12 protein-coding genes are annotated in these 24019 nt (G+C 43.5%); 2 read left to right on the top strand and 10 right to left on the bottom strand.

What is annotated here, in order from left to right; translation table 11 throughout:
- Positions 1-60: 60 nt before the first annotated feature.
- From B151_RS0112800 to B151_RS0112755, 10 genes are all read right to left on the bottom strand, one after another.
- A complete protein-coding gene (locus tag B151_RS0112800) occupies positions 61-2412 on the bottom strand; it encodes an ABC transporter permease (RefSeq protein ID WP_020404045.1) in 2352 nt (783 codons plus the stop codon).
- Between the two features lie 93 nt (positions 2413-2505).
- Entirely contained in the window at positions 2506-4887 is a 2382-nt protein-coding gene (locus tag B151_RS0112795) for an ABC transporter permease (RefSeq protein ID WP_020404044.1), read from the bottom strand.
- Between the two features lie 192 nt (positions 4888-5079).
- The gene (locus B151_RS0112790; protein WP_020404043.1) at positions 5080-6219 is read right to left on the bottom strand and encodes an FAD-dependent monooxygenase; all 1140 of its coding nucleotides are present in this window, start codon (positions 6217-6219) and stop codon (positions 5080-5082) included.
- 103 nt (positions 6220-6322) lie between these two features.
- Positions 6323-8671: an ABC transporter permease gene (locus B151_RS0112785; protein ID WP_020404042.1), complete on the bottom strand. Its 2349-nt coding sequence runs from the start codon at positions 8669-8671 to the stop codon at positions 6323-6325.
- Between the two features lie 152 nt (positions 8672-8823).
- Positions 8824-11283: an ABC transporter permease gene (locus tag B151_RS0112780; protein ID WP_020404041.1), complete on the bottom strand. Its 2460-nt coding sequence runs from the start codon at positions 11281-11283 to the stop codon at positions 8824-8826.
- Between the two features lie 98 nt (positions 11284-11381).
- The gene (locus B151_RS0112775; protein WP_020404040.1) at positions 11382-13766 is read right to left on the bottom strand and encodes an ABC transporter permease; all 2385 of its coding nucleotides are present in this window, start codon (positions 13764-13766) and stop codon (positions 11382-11384) included.
- A 98-nt stretch (positions 13767-13864) separates the two neighbouring features.
- Positions 13865-16279 (bottom strand): ABC transporter permease, encoded by a 2415-nt coding sequence (locus B151_RS0112770; protein ID WP_020404039.1) that lies wholly within the window; start codon positions 16277-16279, stop codon positions 13865-13867.
- Between the two features lie 490 nt (positions 16280-16769).
- Positions 16770-18305 carry a glycoside hydrolase family 10-like protein gene (locus tag B151_RS0112765; protein ID WP_020404038.1) on the bottom strand — a complete coding sequence of 512 codons (1536 nt, stop codon included), beginning with the start codon at positions 18303-18305 and terminating at the stop codon, positions 16770-16772.
- A gap of 253 nt (positions 18306-18558) precedes the next feature.
- Positions 18559-19248, bottom strand: a complete 690-nt coding sequence (locus B151_RS0112760) for an ABC transporter ATP-binding protein (RefSeq protein WP_020404037.1) — start codon at positions 19246-19248, stop codon at positions 18559-18561.
- Positions 19249-19392: 144 nt separating this feature from the next.
- A complete protein-coding gene (locus tag B151_RS0112755) occupies positions 19393-20643 on the bottom strand; it encodes an efflux RND transporter periplasmic adaptor subunit (protein WP_026166660.1) in 1251 nt (416 codons plus the stop codon).
- Between the two features lie 432 nt (positions 20644-21075).
- On the opposite strand from B151_RS0112755, the gene B151_RS0112750 reads away from it, so the two are divergent.
- Complete coding sequence (locus B151_RS0112750) at positions 21076-22449, top strand: sigma-54-dependent transcriptional regulator (protein WP_020404035.1); 1374 nt, start codon at positions 21076-21078, stop codon at positions 22447-22449.
- A 124-nt stretch (positions 22450-22573) separates the two neighbouring features.
- A complete protein-coding gene (locus B151_RS0112745; protein ID WP_020404034.1) occupies positions 22574-23941 on the top strand; it encodes a sensor histidine kinase in 1368 nt (455 codons plus the stop codon).
- Positions 23942-24019: the final 78 nt, after the last annotated feature.

The raw sequence follows: 24019 nt of genomic DNA, 5'->3' as shown, positions 1-24019 counted from the left end.
CCGTCAGCTTTCAGTCCGGCCAAATCTGACGGCTGAAGTCTGAGAGCTGACAGCTATTAATTATTCACTTCTTAAACTATCTATGGGGTTTGCAACGGCTGCTTTGATGGATTGCCAGCTAACGGTAAGCAAAGCGATCACTAAGGCAGATGCTCCCGCGAAGATGAAAATTCCGAAGCCAATTTCAATGCGGTAGGCAAATTCGGTGAGCCATTGGTTCATGGCGTACCAGGCAATGGGAATGGCGATGATCAGTGCTATTCCGATCATTTTCAGTACCTCTGTATTTAATAATACAAGGATCTGCTTCACGCCGGCGCCCATCACTTTCCGGATGCCAATTTCTTTAGTTCTTTGCTGGGTAGAATAGGTGGTCAATCCCAATAATCCTAAACAAGCAATAAACAGTGCAAGTAAGGTTAGTCCGCCAAAAACCTGACCTAACTTCTGTTCGGCACCGTATTGGCGATCCAGCTCATCATCCAGAAAATAGTACCAAAAATAACTGCCGGGAGTTACACTATTCCATGTTTCCCTGATCTTTGCCAGGGTTTGCTGATCACTCCCTGCATTCAGTCGGACGATCGCCATATTGATATCCTGACTTACATGCATGATCAGCGGCTCCACAGGATTATGCAGTGAGGCATAATTGAAATCATCGACCACACCGATCACTTCTCCTTGTTTTGCGACTTCAAAAGAAGAACCGTCTTCACTGAAATTGTACCAAGAAATTTCTTTGCCGACGGGATCATCCCAGCCCAAATAATTTGCGGCAGCTTGGTTGATCACAAAAGCCTGAGTGGCGTCAGTAGGAATTTGCTCCTCGAAACTACGCCCCATAGCCATTTTCATACCTAAAGTTTCAATAAATCCCGGGTTGACCCGAAGGGTTCGCATGGTGGGCAGGGAATCTGGAGCCATTTCGTTTGTTTGAATGGGATAAAAAGGGAAACGTTGCCCCGGAACGCCTTGTGCAGCTGAAACTTGCTGTACCTCCGGCATTTTTTCTAGCTCCGCCTTCATATTTTGATAGTTTTCAGCTCCGGTAATGATCACTTTTTCTTCATTGAAACCGAGATCTTTCTCTTGCATGAAATTGATCTGAGAATAGACCGTCAAAGCTGCTACGATTAGAAAAATGGAGATAGCAAACTGAAAGACTACAAGTCCTTTTCGCAAGCCTCCTCCCGATGAAGCTGTACGATCAGACTGCTTCAAAGCACTCATTGGCTTGAACCGGGATAAGAAGAAGGCTGGATAACTTCCGGAGAACGTACCTACAAAAAGTGCAAACCCTGCGAATCCCAGAATAGTTACCCAACTGTGTTCATAAGGCATAGTTAATGGACTTCCGGTGAAGTTGCTGAAAAAGGGCAGACTGACTTCCACTAAGATCAATGCCACGGATAATCCCATGAGGCTCAGTAAAATGGCCTCTCCCAAAAATTGCCCGATCAACTGATTCCGCTGAGCGCCTAATGTTTTGCGCATGCCAACTTCTTTTTTTCGCATAGTAGAGTAGGCGGTCGACAGATTCATGAAGTTGATGCATGCCACCACCAAAACCACAATGGCGATGGTGGCCAGGATGATTACATAACTAAAATTTCCGGTGGAGGCGATGTCTTTCTCGGCGGGTTCAAAATAAATGTCATTCAGCGGTTGAAGCTGCGGAGCCGGAAAATCTTCTTCGCTGTATTTGTCAAAAATAGAAGCGATAGCTGTTTCAACTTGAGCCGGTTCCACTTTTTCGGGGAGTTTGATATAAGTATAGAAGCCAGACCAGGTCCAATTCTGCATCATGTTGCCCATGAATGTTTGAAGGAGATCGATAGGAACGAGGAAATCAAAACGGTGATGGGAATTGAGCGGAACATCCTCAAAAATACCGGACACTTCCAGGTCTTGTCCCCACATATTCATGGTTTTGCCCAGCGGATTTTCTGCTCCGAAGTATTTTTCGGCCATCGACTCACTGATCACAATACGATGAGATGAAGATAGGGCGGTTTTCTTGTCACCCATGACCAAAGGATGAGTAAATACATCAAAGATCTCGGGATCGGTGAAGGTGATATTTCGTTCTGCAAACTGCTTGTCTTCATAAATGATATCCGATGGAGATTTGACAGGCCAATACCGAACTACATTTTCCGCCAAATCCGGGTAATCACTTTTGAGAGCCGGAGCCAAAGTCGGAGGAATGGCAGCAACATCCCCATTCAATACCCGGTAGATCTGATCTGAGTTTTGGTGGTAATCGTCATAACTGAGTTCATAATTCACCCAAAGCCCGATAATGATACAGGCGGCAAGTCCAACTCCCAATCCCAGCGTATTAATGAAAGTATAGGATTTGTTCTTTGCCAGATGGCGGAATGCAATTTTAAGGTAATTTCTGAGCATTATATTGGTTTTATGGTACGATGGTGTTACGGTGTTATGGTTGACCTATGAAAACCATAACACCGTAACACCTACGCACTGTGACACTATTATTTATTCACTTCTTAAACTTTCTACAGGGTTTGCCACGGCCGCTTTTATGGATTGCCAGCTTACGGTAAACAAAGCGATCAAAAGGGCGGCAATTCCAGCAACAATAAAAACACCAAGCCCCATATCTATACGATAGGCAAAGTCTGCAAGCCATTGGTTCATGGTGTACCATGCAACCGGTGTTGCGATTACGAAGCCAAGCGCTACAAGCTTTAGGAAATCAAATGATACCAGGCTTACAATGCCGGACAGGGAAGCTCCTAAGACTTTTCGAATGCCAATTTCCTTGGTTCGCCTTTCGATAGTGTAGGAAGACAACCCAATTAAACCAAGGCAAGCAATGAAAATGGCGAAACCCGCAAAAAGCAGGAAGATATTTTTGGTTCGCTGCTCAGATTTATAAAGAGCATCTAAGTTTTGATCCAGAAACTGAAATTCGAATGGCCGGTGCGGGGCCAGATCTCTCCATAATTCCCCAAGTGAGGATAAGGTTGTCCGAATAGAATTCGGGGAGATTTTGACTAATAAGTTATCGTACATATTGGGCTGCATAAATAACGCAAGCGGCTCAATATTTTCTTTTAGAGATGCGTAATTAAAGTTTTTTACCACTCCAACGACTTTTCCTTCGCGTCCGCCTTGCAAGTTGAGGTCTTTTCCAATGGCTTCCTCAGAAGACCAGTTGAAAGTTTCTGCTAATTTCTCATTGATGATATATACGTACCCCTGTTCGGGAGTATATTCGGAATTATTTGGAAATCCGGTTCCGGCCAAAAGTTCTAATCCCAGGGTACTAACAATATCAGGGTCGGCTGCCCCGGCAGAGGTACTTACTGATTCCTGAAGCGGCGCATGTATCGCCGTATATCCTCCAAATGGATTTCCCGGTACGTTAGACATATATGTAGCGCTCATGACCCCGGGTTCCCTCAAAACCTCACTTTTTAGAAGCTCCCTTTTCTGAGATAGAATGTTATCGCCGGTAGGGAGGATCACGATTTGTTCTTTATCAAATCCAAGATCTTTATTTAGGATGTAGTCCGTTTGTTGATAAATCACGGCAGTTCCCATGATCAGGAAAATGGAAGCTGCAAATTGAAAGGTTACCAACCCTTTACGAAAGAATGCATCCGAGCCTGAGCCTCTGAAATTTCCTTTGAGCACTTTTTCCGGTTCAAATGACGAAAGTACCAATGCAGGATATCCTCCGGCTGCTAAAGCTGTAATAAGAGTTGTGAGGATTATCATGAACCAAACTAACGGATCTGAAAAAAGAGAAATGGAAATCTCCTTACCAATCAGATCAAAAAACGGGTTCTTAAAAATTTCCACTAATGCAATGGCTATGCCAACAGAAACAATGGTTGTGATAACGGATTCGCTGTAGAATTGGCGGATCAAAGCACCCCGGTGGGCTCCCAACGTCTTTCGAATTCCTACTTCGCTTGCCCGGTTGGAAGAGCGGGCCGTGGCAAGGTTTATATAATTGGTGATTGCGATCAAAAGCACTAAAAATGCGATGGCAATAAAGCCAAAAAGTGCATTTTTATTACCCAAGACGTTCATTTCAGCCTGAATTCCGGAGCTCAGGTAGATATCGGTAAGTGGAAGCAGGGAGAGCGAAAGGTCTGATTCTTCAGAGACAAAATTGCTCAGGAATGAAGGTAACTTGTTGGATAGTGACGCTTCTGATCGCTCATCATTAAGCATTAAATAGGTGAAAAAGTTAGCTGCTCGTATCTGAGTATCAGATAGTTCCGACCAATTACTTCGGGTAGTCATAGAAGCCAGGTAGTCAAACTGCAGATGAGAATTTGAAGGTACGTCTTTAATTACTCCGGTCACTTCAAAATTAATGACATCACTGAAAACGCGGGCTTCAAGGATTTGTCCAACCGGATTTGTATCGCCGAAAAGTTTTGTCGCAGATGATTCGGTAAGTACAATGGTTCGGGGACGTTCAAGAGCTGTGGTGGGATCTCCGGAGATAAAAGGGAAACTGAACATTTCGAAGAAAGCAGAATCAGCGTACAGGAAATTATCTTCCTGAAAAATATTTTCACCTTTTTTTACCACAACCGGACTATATCTGGTAGGCTCATAAATGCGAACCCATTTATCAACTTCAGGAAATTGTTGATCTAAAGCCGGTGCAATAATGGAAGGAGTAACGGCGATAGTCTGCTCTCCCTGATGCAGTGTTGCAGCATAAATTTTATCTGCATTTTTGTGAAAATTATCATAGCTGAATTCATGCATCACAAATAAGAATATCAGCAGACTTAAAGCAATCCCGATACTCAAACCGGCGATATTTATGAATGAATATCCTTTATGCTTGGAAATATTTCGAAACGCAATTTTGAGGTAATTCTTCAGCATCTTTTCAGTGATCAGTTAACAGTTCGCAGTGATCAGGTTTTTTGGTAACTGTTAACTGATCACTGTACGCTGAATACGAGTATTCAACAAATGTGCCAAAGTGGAAAAGAAAGCTCAAAAGGTTTTAAAAAGACGATTATGAACCCAATGATGTTCGAAATTACACATCGGGTGTTCGAAAACGGACAGTGGTCAAAGGGTGAAATCAATATCGTAAATCGACTTTAGCTGACTTTTTAGAACAGAAGCCGGAATAGCTCGCATTAATCCATTTCTGAGGGTAGAAAGGAACCGGTTGTCCATTTGAGCCATCTTGCCCATTTTCCATGATCGGTTCACAATGGATTGGGCTCGTTTTTTCCGATGTTGTTCAAAAAATTGAAAGGCTTGAGCAGCGGTTGATGAACGCTTCAAACATTCTGCCAAGATCACTGCATCTTCTATGGCCTGACAAGCCCCTTGACCCATGTTGGGTGTTGTGGCATGGGCCGCATCCCCAATCAATACCACATCCCCAAACGCAAAATTCCTGATCGGTTTCAGGTCATAAATATCATTCCAAAGAATTTGACTGTCTGGGGTTGAGCCGATCAGGTCTGGAATTGGAGTATGAAAATCCTCAAAAACCTGCCTCAGTTCGTGAACCCCATATTTTTTCATTTGAGGATCATTTACAGGCGCATTCAGGCAAGCAAACCAGTAAATTTGATTATCAGGAAGTGGCACGATCCCAAATCGTTTTCCGTGACCCCAGCTCTCGGTTGCTTTTTCAATTCCGAAGTTATTTGCAGAGATGCCCCGCCAGCAGGTATATCCGGCATACCGCAACTCAGAATCCGGTAAAAGTTGTTTTCGAATGGGGGAATGGATGCCATCGGAGGCGATTAGAAGATCTGTGAGATGTGTACTTCCATCATCAAAAGTGAGCTCTATTTGGTCTGCTTTTTTGTTGAATCCGGTGGTTCGCTTCCCCAAAACAATGGAATGATCTTTTAGGTGAGAGAGCAGAACCTCATGTAAATTCCCCCGATGGATGGCATGAATAGCTGTTGATTCATCGAATTCTGAGGGCTGTTGGGTGATCGTTTTTCCCTTAAAATCACAAATCTCTAAACCGGAAATCAGGTTTGAAGCTTCCTCGATTTCTTGTTTTATGCCGAGATGCTGAAACGCTTTGATTGCATTTGGGGCGAGGGTGATGCCTGCTCCAACCGGTTTAAACTCAGGGGCCGCCTCTACGATCTTCGCTTTGATGCCGATTCTTTTTAAAGCAATGGCGGTAGTTAATCCTGCGATTCCTCCGCCGGAAATAGTAAATGTGAGATCTTTCATCCAAACTGAGCTTTATCAAACATGATATACAACATAGCAATTTTTGTGGTGCCAATGCAGAGCGCATAGTTTGTTGTGAAAATCAACGGCCATGCACTATACGCTATTCACTCTTTAAGCTCTGAACCGGATTCACCAACGCAGCTTTGATGGATTGCCAGCTCACGGTCAGCCAGGCAATGACTACGGCCAAAAATCCGGAAGCCGCAAAGATCCACCAGTTCAGTCCGGAGTTGAAGGCAAAATCGGAGAGCCACTGACTCATCATCCACCAGGAAACCGGAATGGCAATAAGGATGGCAATAAGGACCAGCTTGGTGAAGTCTTTGGTAAGATGAAGCACCAGATTTTGCACGGTAGCACCGAGCACTTTTCGAACGCCAATTTCTTTGGCGCGCTGTTCTGCCGTGAAAGCTGAAAGACCAAATAAGCCGAGGCAGGAGATGATCACGGCAAAGATCGCAAAGTATTTGGCCAGATCCCCGATTCGCTGCTCGCTGCGATATAAGGCAGCGTATTGTTCATCCATAAATTCGTAAGCAAAAGGATAGGTAGGGTTGAATTCCTTGTATTTGTTTTCGATCTCAGCAATGGTTTGCTGGATATTTTGGGATTCAATACGAACAAAAGCTTTCCATCCAAAATCATCCAGTCGGAAAAAGAGCGGCTCGATCCCATAGCGTAGATTCTGGAAGTTGAAGTCTTTAACCAGGCCAATGATCTCGGTTTCATCCCCCCAAAGCGTGATAAATTTTCCAACCGGATCCTCAAATCCCATGACATTTGCGGCTGCTTCATTGATGACAATGCGAGCGGTATCGGCTCCAAATTCTTCAGAAAAGCTTCGGCCTGAAAGTACGTCAAATCCCATAGTTTCGATGAGACCGTAATCAGAAGTTACATTCTCAAAAAGGATAGTTGTTTCGGGATCTTTGTTTGGCCATTCGAGTCCGGAAGTGTTGGAATTTCGTCCTAAAAAGCTGGATCCGGCACGTGAGACATTCACCACTCCGGGAATATCCTTGATCTGCTGCTTAAAGGTGTTCCAATTGTTGGAAATGTCGCCTTCCACCACAAAGGTCACCAGGTTTTCTTTTTGATACCCCAGGTTTTTGTTTTGGGTGAATTGAATCTGCTGATAGACCACGATGGTAGAAATGATCAGGATTACGGAAAGTGTGAACTGAAAAACGACCAGTCCTTTTCGGGCGAAAGCTTCACTGCCGGAGATCTTCAGGTTTCCTTTCAGCGTTTTCACGGCTTCAAAGGAGGAGAGATAGAACGCAGGATAACTTCCGGCCAGTAATCCGGTGACTAAAGCGGTTCCCAGAAACATGAGCAACAGCGTCGGATCGCCATAATTGACGCTAATGGCTTTATCGGTGAGATCGTTGAACACCGGAAGACTCATTTCCACCAGGAAAACCGAAACCAACAGCGAAAAGAAAGTGATGATCATGGACTCCCCGATAAATTGTCCGATGAGCGAACCCTGACTGGCTCCAATGGATTTTCGAATGCCTACTTCCTTAGCGCGTTTGGTCGCCTTGGCGGTACTCAGGTTCATGAAATTGATGCAGGCAATGATCAAAATAAAAATGGCTACGATGGTGAAAAGACGAACATATTCAATTCGGCCACCGGCCACTTTGCCTTCTTCAAACTGACCATTCAGGTACAATTCCGGCATTGGGTACACGAACAAGTCGATATTTGAGTCCTCATTTCGCTCTTTGATGAAATCTTTAAGTTTGGTGTTCAGTGCTTCCACATCCACGCCGGGATACAACTTGGCAATGGTCTGTGGTCCGTTATTGCCCCAGTTCGTAGCCCACTCGTTATCTTCCAGCCAGTCCTCAAAAGGAAGTACGTAATCAAACCGGAAGCTTGAATTTTCGGGCAGTTTCTCGAAGACGCCGGTTACCGTATGCACGTCGGTACTGTTGATGGTGATTGACTCACCCACCGCATTTTCCGTTCCAAAATATTTGATGGCCAGTTCTTTGGAGATCGCTACACTTCGCGGAGAGCTGATCAGGTTATCACGGTCGCCGTGGAGTAATTTTACATCCAGGATGTGGAAGAAATCCGGTCGCGCATAACGACCTCGTTCTTTCAGGGATTTATCGCCTTTGGTGAACAGAAACTCCATATCCCAGGTGTAGGTGGCAGCGTATTCAAATTCCGGAATTTCTTCCTTGAGCGCAGGAGCGAGGATGCCCGGCGTGGACATCGTGGTCATGATATTATCCGAATAATTTTGATGCTCCATAACTTGGTAGATACGGTCGGCATCGGCATGGAAGCGATCAAAGTTCAGCTCATCGATCACCCAAAGCAGGATGAGGATACTGCAGGCCATCCCGATAGAAAGGCCGATGACATTAATAAGGAATGAACTTTTGTGTCGCTTAAAGCTTCGAAAGGCAGTTTTGAGATAATTTTTCAGCATGGTCTAACCCGATTTAATGTTCCGTGAGTTAGACGAAAGGTTTGAAAAAACGTTACAAATTTTTTCAAGCAGTCAGCGATCAGGCGTCAGCTTTCAGCAGTTTCAATTTTGATAAAACTGAAAGCTGAAGTCTGAGCGCTGACCGCTATTTATCATTCACTTCGTAAACTATCTACGGGGTTTGCTACGGCTGCTTTGATGGATTGCCAGCTTACCGTCAGCAAAGCGATCACCAAAGCCGCGATTCCAGCCAGGGCAAATATTCCGGGGCCAATTTCGATGCGATACGCAAAATCAGCCAGCCATTGGTTCATGGCGTACCAGGCAATGGGAATGGCGATCACAAAACCGAGGATCACCAGTTTCACAAAATCTTTGGAAAGCAGAGTTACAATGTTGGCAACCGAAGCCCCGAGGACTTTTCGGATGCCGATTTCTTTAGTTCTGCGTTCGGCTGCTAAAGCAGCTAATCCGAATAAACCAAAACTGGCAAGTGCAACTGCCATAATGGAAGCGAACCAGATGATATTCCGCCAGCGTTGCTCTTCCTGATATTGCATTTCCACCAGCTCATCTAAAAAACTGTAATTGAAGGTAGCAGAAGGTAATACTTCATTCCAAAGAGCAGAAAGCTGATCGACGGTTTCGCTGAGCATTCCTGGTCGGGATTTTATAAGTATGGTTCCGGGAACATCAAACCCAGCTCCTTCTAAATGCTGAAGGGCAATGGGTTGAAGTTGTTCATAAAGAGGTCGAAAATGAAAATTATCTACCACACCAATTACTTCTTTGCCATCAAATGGAGGCGTCCAGCCCTCGGCTTTATCTTTTATGACTTGTCCTACCGGATTATCCCATCCCATGATTTCTGCAAATTTTTCATTGATGATAATTCCATTTTTTAATTCAGACGGACGATCCGGGGAGAAATTTCGACCTTCCAAAAGGTCCATTCCCATAACTTCAAGATAATGCTCATCGATAATTTCAGAGGTTATACTATGATCAAAACCTTCCAGACTAGTGCTTGAGCCCATGGTTCCCATCCCAAATCCGATTTTTGCTTGCATATATCTTGGATCGCCCCGATAGGCACTTCCAATTTTGGCTACCTGTTCTACTCCGGGAAGTCGTTGAGCTTCATCGGCAAATAATTCTGCTTGCTTTGCGGCTTCAGCCTGATTTCGTATTTCCACGGTGATCACATTGGAGGAGTCGAATCCCAAATCCTTATTAAGCAGAAAGTTCAGCTGACTGTTCATGGTAAAAGTGGCAATGAGGAAGGCGATAGAAAGGGCGAATTGTGCGATGATCAACCCTTTCACAAACAAAGGAATTCGTTCGGTACTTCGGCGGGATGAAAACATACGTGCCGTGTTCTTTCGGGCCATTTGGAAAGCAGGATATCCGCCTGTTATAATGGTAATAAAGCCTACTATGACCAACAAAGCGAACCATAATACCGGATCGCTGATGATAGAAACTTCAAAGGCTTTGCCGGTTAGGTTTTGAAAGAAGGGGGAAGCGAGTTCAGCTAACATGAGCCCCAAGAGGATGGCAATGGTACAGGTAACAAAGACTTCTCCAAATAACTGAAAACTGACTTGTCCCCGTTGCGCACCTGCTGCCTTACGAATCCCTATCTCATGACTGCGCTGAGAAGCGCGACTAAGGGTAAGGCTCATGAAATTCATTCCTGCAATGATGAGAATAACCAGCGCAATTCCACCTAAAATTGATGAGTATAAAATGTTGGTATTGCCGGTAATATAAGACCGATATTCTTGATCGAAGTAGGCTCCATTGAGTGGCTGAAGCCCCATTACCATTTGTTGTGTTTCCGCAAAACTGCCTAAATGAGATCTCAATAACTCCGGGAATTTTGAGGTCAGGTCCTTAGCAGAAGATTTATCATTAAGCAGAACCCAGGTTTCTCCAAATCCGATATACCAGCTATTGCGATAGGTATCCACTCTTTCTTTAGGTACCGATCTGAAATAGTTTTCGAAGGGAAGGACAATATTGAAGGTAAGGCTGGAATTGGCCGGTGGGTTTTCGGCTACAGCAGCTACAGTAAGATCATATTCCGTTTCGTGAAGCTTGAACGACAGGGTTTCTCCAACGGCATTTTTGGTTCCGAAATAATGAAGGGCTTCATCTTCGGTAAGCACCAGTTGATCAGGATTTTCAAGTGGTGATGTAGAATTTCCATATAAAATGGGAAAGGTGAAGGCTTCAAAAAAACCGGGATCGGCAAAAGTGACCTCAACTTGATGAAATTTGCCGCGATCTAAAATATGTACCGGTCCTAAAGCAATGTTCATTACCCGCTCTATTTCAGGAAAAGTTGAATCCAATACTGCTGCAAGAGGGTATGGGGTGGTTAAATTCTTTTGAATCTCCCCGGAATTCCTCGCGGTAGTTTGGTCCGTTATTCGGTATAGCCGATCCTTATTTTCATGGAAATTGTCGTGTGACCATTCAAACCGCACATAAAAAACCAGCAGGATACAACAGGCTAAACCCACCGCTAATCCCCCAATGCTTATGGCCGAATCAATTTTATTTTTTCTTAGATTTCGAAGAGCAATTTTCAGGTAATTTTTAATCATTGTTTTAAGCTTTTAGCGATCAGCCTTCAGCTCTCAGCTTTCAGTAGTTTCGATTTTGATAAAACTGAAAGCTGAATTCTGAGCGCTGACCGCTATTATCATTCACTTCTTAAACTATCTACGGGGTTTGCTACGGCTGCTTTGATGGATTGCCAGCTAACCGTCAGCAAAGCGATCACCAAAGCCGCGATTCCAGCCAGGGCAAATATTCCGGGACCAATTTCGATGCGATACGCAAAATCAGCCAGCCATTGGTTCATGGCGTACCAGGCAATGGGAATGGCGATAACAAAACCGAGGATCACCAGTTTCACAAAATCTTTGGAGAGCAGGGTGACAATGTTGGCAACCGATGCTCCCAGGACTTTTCGGATGCCGATTTCTTTGGTGCGCTTTTGAGCGGAGAATGCCGCTAAACCAAACAATCCTAAACAAGCAATGAAGATGGCAACAAACGCAAATGCTGAAAATGCGCGACTAAGCTTTTGATCGGTAGCATACTGTTCAGCAAATTTCTCATCCAGAAAATGATAAACCAGCGGATCTTCAGGCCAAAGATTCTTCCACTCTTCCTGTAAGTAAGAGATAAGGGATTCTACCTGCCCTGGGTTGAATTTCAGAACTAACATTGAGTATGAAGTATAAGTACCTGGTTCCGAAGGTTTCATTTGCATATAAACCGGTCCAATCTTTTCGTGGAGTGATTTGAAATGAAAGTCTTTTACGACACCAACTACAACTGTGGAACTATCCGCGATCATTCTATTGACGGCATTTTCCGGTTCACCCCATCCCAATCTTTCAACCATTGCTTCATTTATAACACGGGCATTGTCTCGGTCTGTTGTTCGGTCTTTATCAAAAAATCTACCTGCAGCCATCTCTAAATTCAAAACATCATCATAATCTGCATCGGTTCTTAGTTGATGGGCATAAAATGGATCATCTGGATTATCAGGATCGAAGGCTTGCCCCATTCGCATCCCAAATCTTCCCGGAATATCGGTGGCAGCAGAAGCATCTAATACCGAAGAATGATTCAGTGCTATTTCTTTAAAGGTTTCTAAATTACCCCTGATCTGATGGGCGGGAATATACATAACCTGATCATCCTGGAAACCAAGATCTTTGTTTTGAACAAACTGTAATTGGTTGAATGCAATAAGTGTGCAGATAATCAGCGCTGTTGAAACCACAAACTGCAGAGTAACTAAAATCTTTCTAAAACCACCCCCTTTTACACTTCGATGAGAAGTGGTTTTCAATACGGTTGAAGGCTTGAACCGAGACAGAAAGAAGGCTGGGTAGCTGCCGGAGAGAACTCCAACTCCAATTGAGATGAGGAATAGAAGAGATAATAGAGATCCGGTTTCTGAAATGTTCAGTGCTAAATCTTTTCCGATGAAGTCATTGAAAAAAGGCAGCATAATTTCAGCAATAAAAAGTCCCACAATAAATGCGAATACCGATACTAATACGGCCTCCCCAATGAATTGGAAAACAAGCTGAGGTTTGCCGGCTCCAACCACTTTTCTAACCCCTACTTCTCGGGAACGCTGCATAGCCCTGGCCGTTGCTAAGTTCATATAATTGATACATGCCAGGATCAGGATGAATAGCGCAATGGCAGAAAAAATATACACATACTTACTATTTCCCTGGAACCCACTGCTTGAGGTATGTTCAGAGAGGTATAACTCTGTCAATGGAATCTGAAAGAAGGAAACCGTGGATTCCTCGCCAAGATTTTTTTCGACCAACTCAGCTACCTTTGGCTTAATATCTTTCCATGTTTTCCCATCCTGAAGCTGAATGTAAGTATTAAACATGCTTGAGCCCCAGGAATCACGATGAGACTCGGAATAAGAAGTGCTTTTGATAGAAGGAATGATGTCAAAGCTTAAATAGGAGTTTTGCTGCATGTTTTCAGCAATACCGGTGACAATGTATTCTCCTTCTTCATATCGGTTGATATGCAGTGTTTTTCCGAGTGGATCTTCATCCCCGAAGTATTTTTCGGCTATTTCTTCAGTGATCACTACAGAATTTGGATCAGCAAGAACGGTTTTCGCATCCCCAACTTTTAAGGGAAAAGAGAACATGTTGAAGAAGTCTTCCGAAGCATGCAAAACACGGTCTTCTTCTGAAAAATCTTCACTATTAGTACTCACATCTCCAGAGCCATTGTATAGCGTGACGACAGCATGTTCCACCTCGGGAATTTCTTTTTCCATAGTAGGACCTACCGGGAAGGGAGTGCTTATACCCTTATTGCTATTCCCCCCGAAGGTGCTTTCTCTTCCTACAAAATAGATTTCGTCGCTGTTTTCATGAAAGCGATCATAGCTGAGTTCATCACTGACAAAAAGGGAGATCAAAATCAAACTGCCCAAACCAATGGAAAGTCCGAGAACATTAATTATAGAATACGATTTATTTCTCCTGAAATTTCTCCAGGCAATTTTAAAGTAGTTTTTAAGCATTGTTTTAAGCTTTTAGCATTCAGTCGTCAGCTCTCAGCTTTCAGTTGTTTCGACCTTGAAAAACTGAAAGCTGAAGTCTGAGCTCTGACCGCTATTTATCATTCACTTCGTAAACTGTCCACGGGGTTTTGCATAGCCGCAGAGAAGGATTTATATCCAACGGTGAGTATCGCCAGTACGATGGTTCCTAAAAAAGCTATAGCAAATATTTCTGCTCCAATTTCAATACGATAGGCAAAGTCTGAAAGCCATTTTTGCATCAGGTACCAGGAAATTGGAGCTGCTACGATAAATGAAATTCCGGTTAATAAAGTCAACTCCATGCCGAAGATTTTCAAAATGTCAGCGAGAGTAGCACCCAAAACTTTTCGTACCCCGATTTCTTTTGTTCGTGTCGTAGCCATGTACGAAATCAAACCAAATAACCCAAGATATCCAATCACAATGGCCACAAAGGTGAAAGCATCCATTATGCGAGCGGTTCTTTGCTCATGTTCATACATTTTTGCGATGCTGTCGTCCAGAAATTCATATTCAAACACATAATCAGGAAATGCCAGCTTATAGGTTTCTTCAATAGCTGATAGGGCATCTTTAGTTTGCTCCTGATTAATTTGTATTGCACCTACGTAGAAGTTGCGTCTTGTTGTAATCACTACAGGAGGAAGTTCGGTATGGAGCGATTGGGTATTGAAGTCTTTCACCACTCCTACAATTGGAGCATCAATTCCGTAAAAGCGATTATATTTTCCGAGGAGTTTTTCGTAATTATTTTCGTAACCAACTTGCTTGGCAAAGGCTTCATTTACGAGGTATTCATTCACCGTATCGGAGGGGGCAAGATCTCGGCCTGCTAAGATGGTAAGACCATAGGTTTCTACAAAATCGTTATCTACAAATTTGACATGGGCGTTATTTTCAAACCGGACACTATCTTTCATGATCAGATAGTTGGCCGACCAGGTATTATTACTCGTAGTTCCGGTGTTAGAGAAGGTTATATTTTGAATACCGGATTCATTAAGAAGCTGATTCTTGAAGGTGTTCAGAACTTGTTCGTCATCATTTGGTATGGTGACTTCTACAATAGCTTCTTTGTTATATCCAAGATCTTTGGACTGAAAGAATTTAATTTGGCTGGAAATTATAACAGTGCCAATCACAAGGATTTGAGTGATCGCAAATTGAATAATGATAAGGCTGCGACGAAGTACAAGCCCCTGTCCATAACTTGCATTGATTTTATTTCGAATAGCATCAATAGGACTATAACTTGAAAGATGGCGTGCCGGATACCACCCTGCCGCAATTGTTATCACAATAAAAAGAAGCCCTAAAAAGAGTATTAATTCCGGGTTTGAAAACAGGTTCAATACAGGGGTAAAACCAAGTATAGGTTCAATACCATGTAATACTACCTCAGTGATACCAATTCCTAAAATGATAGAAATCAATGCAATAAGTGCGGTCTCACCCAAAAAATGAAGCGTAAGCTGAGTTTTGGTTCCACCTAACGTTTTCCGAAGTCCTACTTCTTTTGATCGGTGAACAGCTATGGCTGTGTTTAAATTTACAAAATTGATGCATGCTGTTAGTAGAAGCAAAAATCCAATAATACCAAGCGCTAATAATGTTTTCTTTTCTATGATGCGCCCGGAGTAATTGTCAAATCGGGCATCAAAATGAATGTCCGAAAGAGGTTGCAAAAAGTAATTTTTATCTGCTGCTACTTCCTCCCCACTATACTTGGTGATCAGCAGGTCAAATTGTTTGTTTATTTCTTCAGGAGTTATACCGGGCTTTAACTTTACATAGTTTTGGTATCCGCTGGAAGTGCTTGACCATTCTGTATCGGTTTCTGCATAGGTATAGCCCGCTCTGGATCTTGAGTTACTTGCTACAAATATTTTAAATGGAAAATCGGTGTTTTTGGGAGGATCTTTTACTATCCCGGTAATTTCTACATCCACGAAGTCCTCGGTGAAAACAGTCAATGAATGGCCAATTACATCGGTACTTTGAAACATTTTGTTTGCAAAGCCTTCTGTTAAAACAACGGTATTTGGTTTTTGAAGAGCGGTTTCAGGATCGCCGGCTACCCATTTATAAGTAAATATGTTGAAGTATTCGGGGTCAACAAAAGCGAGCTCTTCTTCTTTGAATTTTTTTCCTGTGCTGCTTCTTCCGGGGATAGAAACCACAGCTGATCTAAAATTAGTGTTTACTAAAGCAACATATTCAATTCCATTGATATCATTACGAATTGCTTCGGCTCTGGGATAGGGGCCGCCGGAGTTATGATCTAAAATTCCATAATCAGTATTCTCGGTAACCACCCGATAAATCCGATGGCTGTCGGTATGCCAATTATCAAAACTCAGGTCAAACTGGATAACCAAAAAAATAACAAGCGAACAGATAATACCCAGAGAGAGTCCGCCAATATTTATTATAGTATGACTTTTATTTTTTCTAAGATTACGAAGAGCAATTTTCAGATAATTTTTAATCATAATTCTAAGTTTTCAGCGATCATCAGCTTTCAGTAGACCCAATTTGACACCCGTCAGTTGGCGGATGAGTGCTGATAGTTATTTTCTATTCGATACCATCACGAAAACCTCTTGGTCAATAAGTGTGCCAAGATCTTTTAATAGCCTTAAAATCGCTGAAAACAAGGGTCTTACCATGAAAACTGTTCGGTTTACTACACCCGGTGTTCAGAAGCGGACAGTAATTGATTTCCTGCGTTGAGCGAATCTGTTGTTTGTAAAAAAGCACATTTATTGCATACTAAAAAGAATATTGATGTTGGTATCAAATAACCATCGTTACGCTCAATTTATCAGATGCTTTTGAAAGACAAGGATTGACCGCCAAAGCAGTTTCTTACCATGAATATTTTGGGTATAATGAATTGTTAGGGCACCTGAACTTCCGTCATCAGCTCACAGACTTTCATTGATATGATTAAACTTAACACTGATTGAGAGAATCGCATTTTCAAAAAGTGATTTTAGTCGCCTCACTTTCCAAACCATATCGATTTTGATAGGTTACAAATACTTCATCAAGAATGTGCACCTTTTGAAAATGCGGGGATTCCTCAGTTGAAGGTGAAACAGGGATGTATGCAGTTACTTTGAAATGATCCGTAAATTTGTTCACTTTCCTGATCTTCCATCGATTCCCATATTTGGCATAAATAGTCCAATGATCGATTTCTTCGGGCTTTTTCTGGATGGAAACCTCGAGATAATTTGTAGATAAAGTACTATTCACCTCCGGTTTTTTAGGTACACGGTTTGAGAGCCAGTCCATGGGGGGAACCACTGCCTGCTCCGCATAAACAGTGTTTTGCAGTGCTTGCTGTAATGAGTCATTTCCAACCAAAGGTTCAATACTCCAGTGTACCGTTCCGGGTGATTTGGGAGTGATACCTCGTGTGATCATGATTTGATTCAGCACCTCATCAATTTGTTGATTGCCCTGAAACCGGCCAATACTCATTCCGGGCCATACATCCCGGTCTTTGTAATTTTGTTCATCCCACCAATTCAATAATACCGGGAAGCTTTGAGGTACCTGGTTCACCGGCCAATATAACTGCGGAGTAAAGTAATCTACCCAGCCCTCGTTTAACCATTTTTTGGCATCGGCGTAGAGTTCCTCGTATTGATCAAATCCTTCTATAGAGTTTGGATGGCCGGGACGCCAAATTCCAAAGGGACTGATACCAAATCTAACATAGGGCTTTTCTTCTTTGATGGAACGATATACCCGCTCAATAAAATCATCTACGGCTTTTCGGCGCCAGTCTCCCCGGCTTAGTTTTCCTCCCGATTTTTGATACGCTTCCCAACTTTCATCATCGGGGAAGTCTCCGTTGTGGTAAGAGGGGTAGGGATAGAAGTAATCATCGAAATGGACTCCATCAATATCGTAGCGTTTCACGATATCCATCACGACGGCATGAGAATGATCCTGGGTAGCTTTGAGACTGGGGTCGAACCACCAGTATCCGCTGTCAAGTTCTTTTACAAGTTCACTTTTGGTGTTTACGACCGAACTTTCGGAGATCAATCCTCCGGTGGTATGATGGGCCCGGTAAGGATTCAGCCATACATGAAGTTCCAGGTTACGTTTGTGAGCTTCTTCAATCCAGAAACTGAGTGGATCATAATACGGATCGGGAGCTACTCCTTGCTCTCCGGTCAGGTAATAAGACCAAGGTTCCAAGGTACTCTTATACAGTGCATCCGCTTGTGGCCGTACCTGAAAAATCACGGCATTGAAGTTATTTCGTTGAAGCAGGTCCAAAAGTTGGATCGCTTCTTCCTGCTGCTGTTCAACAGGGAGTCCCGGAGCACTTGGCCAGTTTATATTAGCGACTGTAGCCACCCAGGCTGCACGGAATTCGCGTTGAACCTGGGGAAATTCTTTGGGTTGTGGTTTCTTAAGTAAGTTCTTAACCGGTTGACATCCTGAATAAATAAAAAGAGATGTCAGAAAGAAAACGAGGGTTCTTTTTTTGGGCATGAAGTCTGGTAAGTATTGATCAATTCTGAGAGTAGCTCAAGGTAAAAACTATGGCTGTATCAGAAAATACTTTTTACGAATATGCCGATGGTACTAAACCCGGTACAAATTTCTTAGGATCCTAAACTCCCCAGGAAGTCCAAAATGTCCGGCAGATCATAACATGCCAAATGCGATCAGCTTTGAGTCTTCAGCTTTCAGTTAATTTCAAGATCAATGGAACTGAAAGCTGATTGCTGACGGCTGAGAACTATTACACATGAAAACCTTCCTGCATGTTCTCAGTCACCACATGACCATCAAATAAGTGGATGACACGTCGGGCATAGTCAGCATCGTGAGGCGAGTGGGTTACCATCACGATCGTTGTTCCGGCTTCGTTGAGTTCGGCCAAAAGCTTCATCACTTCGTCACCATGATCGGAATCCAGGTTACCGGTGGGCTCATCGGCAAGAATGAGTTTGGCGTTGGCTACTACGGCGCGTGCAATGGCTACACGCTGTTGCTGTCCACCGGAGAGCTGCTGAGGAAAGTGATTACGGCGGTGCATCATACCCATACGGTCGAGCGCGGTTTCTACTTTTTCTTTACGCTCGGCAGAATCAACACCCAGATAAAGGAGCGGCAGTTCCACATTTTCGAATACCGTCAGCTCGTCGATCAGGTTAAAGCTCTGGAAGATGAAACCGATGTTTCCTTTGCGAAGCTGAGCTCGTTCCCGCTCAGAGTGATTGGAAATCTCATGCCCCAGGAAATGATACTCGCCGTCAGAGGGATTGTCGAGCAGTCCCATGATATTAAGTAGAGTAGATTTCCCGCATCCCGAAGGACCCATAATAGCTACAAATTCCCCTTCATTAATTTCGAGATTCACGTTGCTTAACGCAGTGGTTTCCACTTCTTCAGTTGTGTAGACCTTTTTTAGATTTTTTGTTTGAATCATGGTTTCAGTATTTGGTTTAATGGTCTTTTAAAATTTTGTAAGGAATTAGGTGTTAGATGCTCTAACTATAAAGCTTTCAGCTATCAGACTTCAGCTTTCAGTGTTTTCGAGGTAAACTGAAAGCTGAGAACTGACGGCTGACAGCTACTCTAAAACAAGCACTTCATTGTCGCCGAAAGTATCATAGCTCGAGGTAATCACTTTCTCGCCCGGTTCCAGGCCAAATTGCACTTCAAAATATTCGGGGTTCTGCCGGCCTAATCTAATTTCTCTGCGGTAGGCGCGGCCTTCGTCATCATTCACAACAAAAACCCAGTTACCGCCGGTGGTTTGGTAAAATCCGCCCCGGGGAATTTGAACCGCACTGGCCGATTCACCCAATTCAAGGCGAATTCGAACCGTCTGACCCCTGCGTAAATTATTCGGTGCTTCATTCACAAATTCCATATCCACTTCAAACTGCCCGTTGTTGATCACCGGATAAATTTTGGTGATCTCAAGCTCATGGGTTTGTCCATCAAAGTTGAAAGAACCACGAAGTCCTTGTGTAATTCTTGAAAGGTGATACTCATCAATCGCCACACGGACTTTATAATTGTCCAGAATATCGACCTGACCAATACGCTCGCCGGATGAAATTGACTGTCCCTGATTGAGCTCGATCGTACTCAACTGTCCCGTTATTGGTGCTTTGACTGTGAGATTATCCAGAATTTGCTGAACAGCCTCCAGGTTTTGGTACATCCGTTGTTCTGATTGATCCAACTGCTGCATTTGTCGTATGGTTTGAACCGAATCTTTGACATACGATTCATAGGTTAACTCGTACCGCTGCTTCTGAAATTCATAGTTTTCTTTAGTGGTCTGGAATTCTTCTTCTGAAATAAGGTCTCGTTCAATCAGTTTTTGTTGGCGTTCGTATTGCCCCCTCAGGATCTCCATTTGAGATCGGGCATTGGCCAGTTGTTCTTGCAATCGAAGGGTATTTTGTTCAAGTGCCAAACGAGAATTTCGAGTATTGTTGATCTGATCGTACAGGCCATTCGTTTGTCCCATTACCTGAAGCTGCAGGCCTGAGTTAGTAAGGGTGAGAATGGTGTCTCCTTTTTCGACCATCGTGCCGGATTCCAGATACACATTTTGAATCACACCGCCTTCGATGGCATCCAGGTAAATGGTTTGTATGGGTTGAACTGTACCGGTAACCTGAATGAATTCCTGAAAAGTGTCTTCCCGAACTTCTGAGATGGTGATCTTTTCTCGTTCAACATTCAAAGTGGAGCGCACATCCATGAACCAGAACGCGTAAATGCTGAGTCCCACAAAAGCCACGATCGCGGCAATCATTAAGATCCGTTTCAAGGTCCAGGTTTTCTTCTCAATTTTTCGATCCATTCCCATAAGGGTAAAGCCTATAATTTATATCCTTAGTTATTATTTCAAGTACAAAAGCCATCAGCATTTAGCGCTCAGCTTTTAGTTTGAATTGGTGAGTATCTGACGTTCATTGTGATTTTTGGTTTCAAACGCGAAAGAATAACTTCACTTTGTGTACCGTAATTTCAAGATGCGTGCCAAACTAAGCCAACCACAGTTAAAAGTGAAATAAGGATGATTCTTTCCTAATTATTGTTCACATTCCAACACCTGGTGTTCGATATCGGACAGTCGAAAATCCCAAAACTATCATCAAGACTGATTTAAAGCCGAAATGTTACAAATGGTATGGAATTGGCATAGGGTAATGTTAAGGTGTTATGGTGTTTTAAAAGCCAGATCCAAACACCGTAACACTATAACATCATCGCACTGAAAAACTATTATATAATGAAAAAAACCGGACGAATTTTAGTGGTTGATGACGATACGGACGTGCTGAATGCGGCGCGTCTGTATCTCAAGCAACACGTGGAAAAAGTGGATGTGGAAACCAATCCCAAGCTGATTCCAGCTTTGCTGAAGGAGTACGATTATGACACGGTACTTTTGGATATGAATTTCACGGAAGATGTAAGCAGCGGGGAAGAAGGTTTTACGTGGCTGGAGAAAATTCTTGAGATCGATCCGGCGATGGCGGTGGTGCTGATTACAGCTTATGGAGATGTAGAGAAAGCCGTTCAAGCTGTTAAAATGGGCGCTTCCGATTTTGTGCTGAAACCCTGGCAAAATGAAAAACTGTTAGCGACGGTCACCTCGGCCATGAACCTCAGCCAAAGCAAGCGCGATTCCCAACGACTTAAAACTCAAAATGCTGTCCTCAAGGCAGATATGGAACAGCCGTATCAGAATATCATTGGGGAGAGTCGGGCGATGGAACAGGTGTTTCAAACCATTGAAAAGGTGGCCAAAACCGATGCCAATGTGCTTATCACCGGAGAAAATGGAACCGGGAAGGAGTTGGTAGCACGGGCGTTGCACCGGCGGTCCAATCGCAGTGAGAATGTGTTCATTTCGGTGGATATGGGGGCATTGCCGGAAAGTCTGTTTGAAAGTGAGCTATTCGGTCATGAAAAAGGAGCTTTTACCGATGCCAAAGAATCAAGGGCCGGTCGGTTTGAAATTGCCAATGGAGGGACCCTTTTTCTGGATGAGATCGGGAATATTCCGCTTCAGCTACAACCCAAATTACTATCGGCCTTACAAACGCATGAGATTCGACGAATCGGCTCCAACAAAACTTCCAAGATCAATATTCGGCTGGTGTGCGCTACCAATGAGAATCTTGGGGAAATGGTAAAAAATCAGGATTTTCGGCAGGATCTGTTGTATCGGATCAATACGATTGAAGTGAAGTTGCCTCCGCTACGGGAGCGAATGGAAGACATCCCTCTACTAATCGAGCATTTTTTGAAGAAGTATCGAACGAAGTATAAGAAAGAAATTCATGGGATCACCGAACAGGCCACCGATCACTTAAAAGAATACCATTGGCCGGGAAATATTCGGGAACTGGAACATGCCGTGGAACGTGCTGTGATCATGACTGATGAGGATGAATTACAAAAAGGAGATTTCTTGCTGACCTCCAGACCCGAAAACAATGACCAACTTCCTGTGGCCGGATTAAATTTGGAAGAAGTGGAGAAAACGGTCATCCGCAAAGCCATGGACAAGCACGAAGGAAATATCTCGCATGCGGCCGATGAGTTAGGGTTGACGAGAGCCTCTCTTTACCGAAGACTGGAGAAGTATGGATTGTAGGAAGAAAGCTTTCAGCCATCAGCTTTCAGTTTTCTTGCCTTTTTTGAAAATATGGATCGACTTAGAATTATAATCTCAAACAAAAATAGCTGAAGCCTGATGGCTGACAGCTGATTGCTCAAAAATGATCTTCAAATCCTTTCGGTTCGGAATAATTGTTCGTGTGGCGTTGCTGGCGCTTTCGCTACTGGGATTGATGTATCTGATACTGGAGACGTCTTATTACGTGAGCATAAGTATTCTTGGGGTGATCATCATTGGGGAGATCGTTTCGCTGATCCACTACCTGGAACGGACGAATGTATTGTTGACTCGTTTTCTGGATGCCATCCGTTATTCCGATTTCACCGGTTCATTCCGAAATCACGGGTTGGGGAGTAATTTTGATGAATTGAATGCCTCCTTTAGTGAAGTGATCGATCGGTTCAAGGAAGAGCGGAGCGAGAAGGAGGAGAGCATTCGGTATCTGGAAACGGTGGTGCAGCATATAGGTATTGGGTTGATGTGTGTGAATGGGAATGGCGAGGTGGTGTTACTGAATACCGCGGCAAAACGATTGTTCAAAGTGGCAACGATCAGGACGGTTGATTCGCTAAAATCCATCTCTGAAAAACTTTATGAATCGGTTAAAAAGCAGAAAGGCGGAACGCGTAGCCTGATTCGAATCACGGTTCAAAATGAAACCTTGCAGTTGGCCATGTACGCGACAGAATTCAGGATGCGGGATGAAGCATATAAGCTCATTTCATTCCAAAACATTCATACCGAACTGGAAGAAAAAGAGATGGAAGCCTGGCAAAATTTGACGCAGGTTCTGGCGCACGAGATCATGAATTCCATTACGCCGATCTCTTCACTTTCCGGAACGGTGAAGATGCTGCTGGAAGAACACCTCGACCCCGAAAAAGAGGAGGTAAAGTTGAATACCGAAACCATTCAGGATGTGACCGAAGCGTTGAATACCATCAGTAACCGAAGTCAGGGTTTGATGCGGTTTGTGAATTCTTATCGAGATTTTACGCAGATTCCCGATCCAAATTTTGAGCAATTTAGCGTGATGGAGGTCTTAAAAAGAACTTCGAGTTTGATGAAAAATCAGGCTGAAGAAGTAGGAGTTGACATTAATATAGCCTGTGACCCTGAGAGTTTAGAGCTGACGGCAGATCCGCATTTGGTGGAGCAGGTGCTGATCAATCTAACGAAAAATGCAATCCGGGTATTGGATGAGCAGGAACGAGGAAAAGTAATATTGAGAGGAGAGATCGATGAATCGGGTCGCACGGTCATTCATATCCAGGATAACGGTCCCGGTGTGAAAAAAGCGATGAAGGAAAAGATCTTCATTCCCTTCTATACGGTTGGTGGAAATGGAAAAACAAAAGGCTCAGGGATCGGGCTAAGTTTATCCCGGCAGATCATGCGCTTGCACGGTGGCAGCTTGATCCTGAATTCTGAAAAGGGAAAAGGATCTACGTTTACGCTGCGGTTTTGAGGTTTTAAAACCCAGTACTAGTTCAAGCGTCCGCTTGGACGGTGTAGGAATTAAATTTTAGACCGTTTAAACAGCCCT

Source organism: Gracilimonas tropica DSM 19535, from assembly GCF_000375425.1.
GTDB lineage: Bacteria > Bacteroidota > Rhodothermia > Balneolales > Balneolaceae > Gracilimonas > Gracilimonas tropica.
Note: the sequence above shows the minus strand (reverse complement) of the source record. Positions and strands in the feature narration are given on the sequence as shown.

Bases quoted from the DNA above. Each gene is read 5' to 3' on its own strand.
- B151_RS0112800 (WP_020404045.1), bottom strand. From the start codon at position 2,412: ATGCTCAGAAATTACCTTAAAATTGCATTCCGCCATCTGGCAAAGAAC.
- B151_RS0112775 (WP_020404040.1), bottom strand. From the start codon at position 13,766: ATGCTTAAAAACTACTTTAAAATTGCCTGGAGAAATTTCAGGAGAAAT.
- B151_RS0112785 (WP_020404042.1), bottom strand. From the start codon at position 8,671: ATGCTGAAAAATTATCTCAAAACTGCCTTTCGAAGCTTTAAGCGACAC.
- B151_RS0112765 (WP_020404038.1), bottom strand. From the start codon at position 18,305: ATGCCCAAAAAAAGAACCCTCGTTTTCTTTCTGACATCTCTTTTTATT.
- B151_RS0112750 (WP_020404035.1), top strand. From the start codon at position 21,076: ATGAAAAAAACCGGACGAATTTTAGTGGTTGATGACGATACGGACGTG.
- B151_RS0112755 (WP_026166660.1), bottom strand. From the start codon at position 20,643: ATGGATCGAAAAATTGAGAAGAAAACCTGGACCTTGAAACGGATCTTA.
- B151_RS0112790 (WP_020404043.1), bottom strand. From the start codon at position 6,219: ATGAAAGATCTCACATTTACTATTTCCGGCGGAGGAATCGCAGGATTA.
- B151_RS0112780 (WP_020404041.1), bottom strand. From the start codon at position 11,283: ATGATTAAAAATTACCTGAAAATTGCTCTTCGAAATCTAAGAAAAAAT.
- B151_RS0112795 (WP_020404044.1), bottom strand. From the start codon at position 4,887: ATGCTGAAGAATTACCTCAAAATTGCGTTTCGAAATATTTCCAAGCAT.
- B151_RS0112770 (WP_020404039.1), bottom strand. From the start codon at position 16,279: ATGATTAAAAATTATCTGAAAATTGCTCTTCGTAATCTTAGAAAAAAT.
- B151_RS0112745 (WP_020404034.1), top strand. From the start codon at position 22,574: ATGATCTTCAAATCCTTTCGGTTCGGAATAATTGTTCGTGTGGCGTTG.
- B151_RS0112760 (WP_020404037.1), bottom strand. From the start codon at position 19,248: ATGATTCAAACAAAAAATCTAAAAAAGGTCTACACAACTGAAGAAGTG.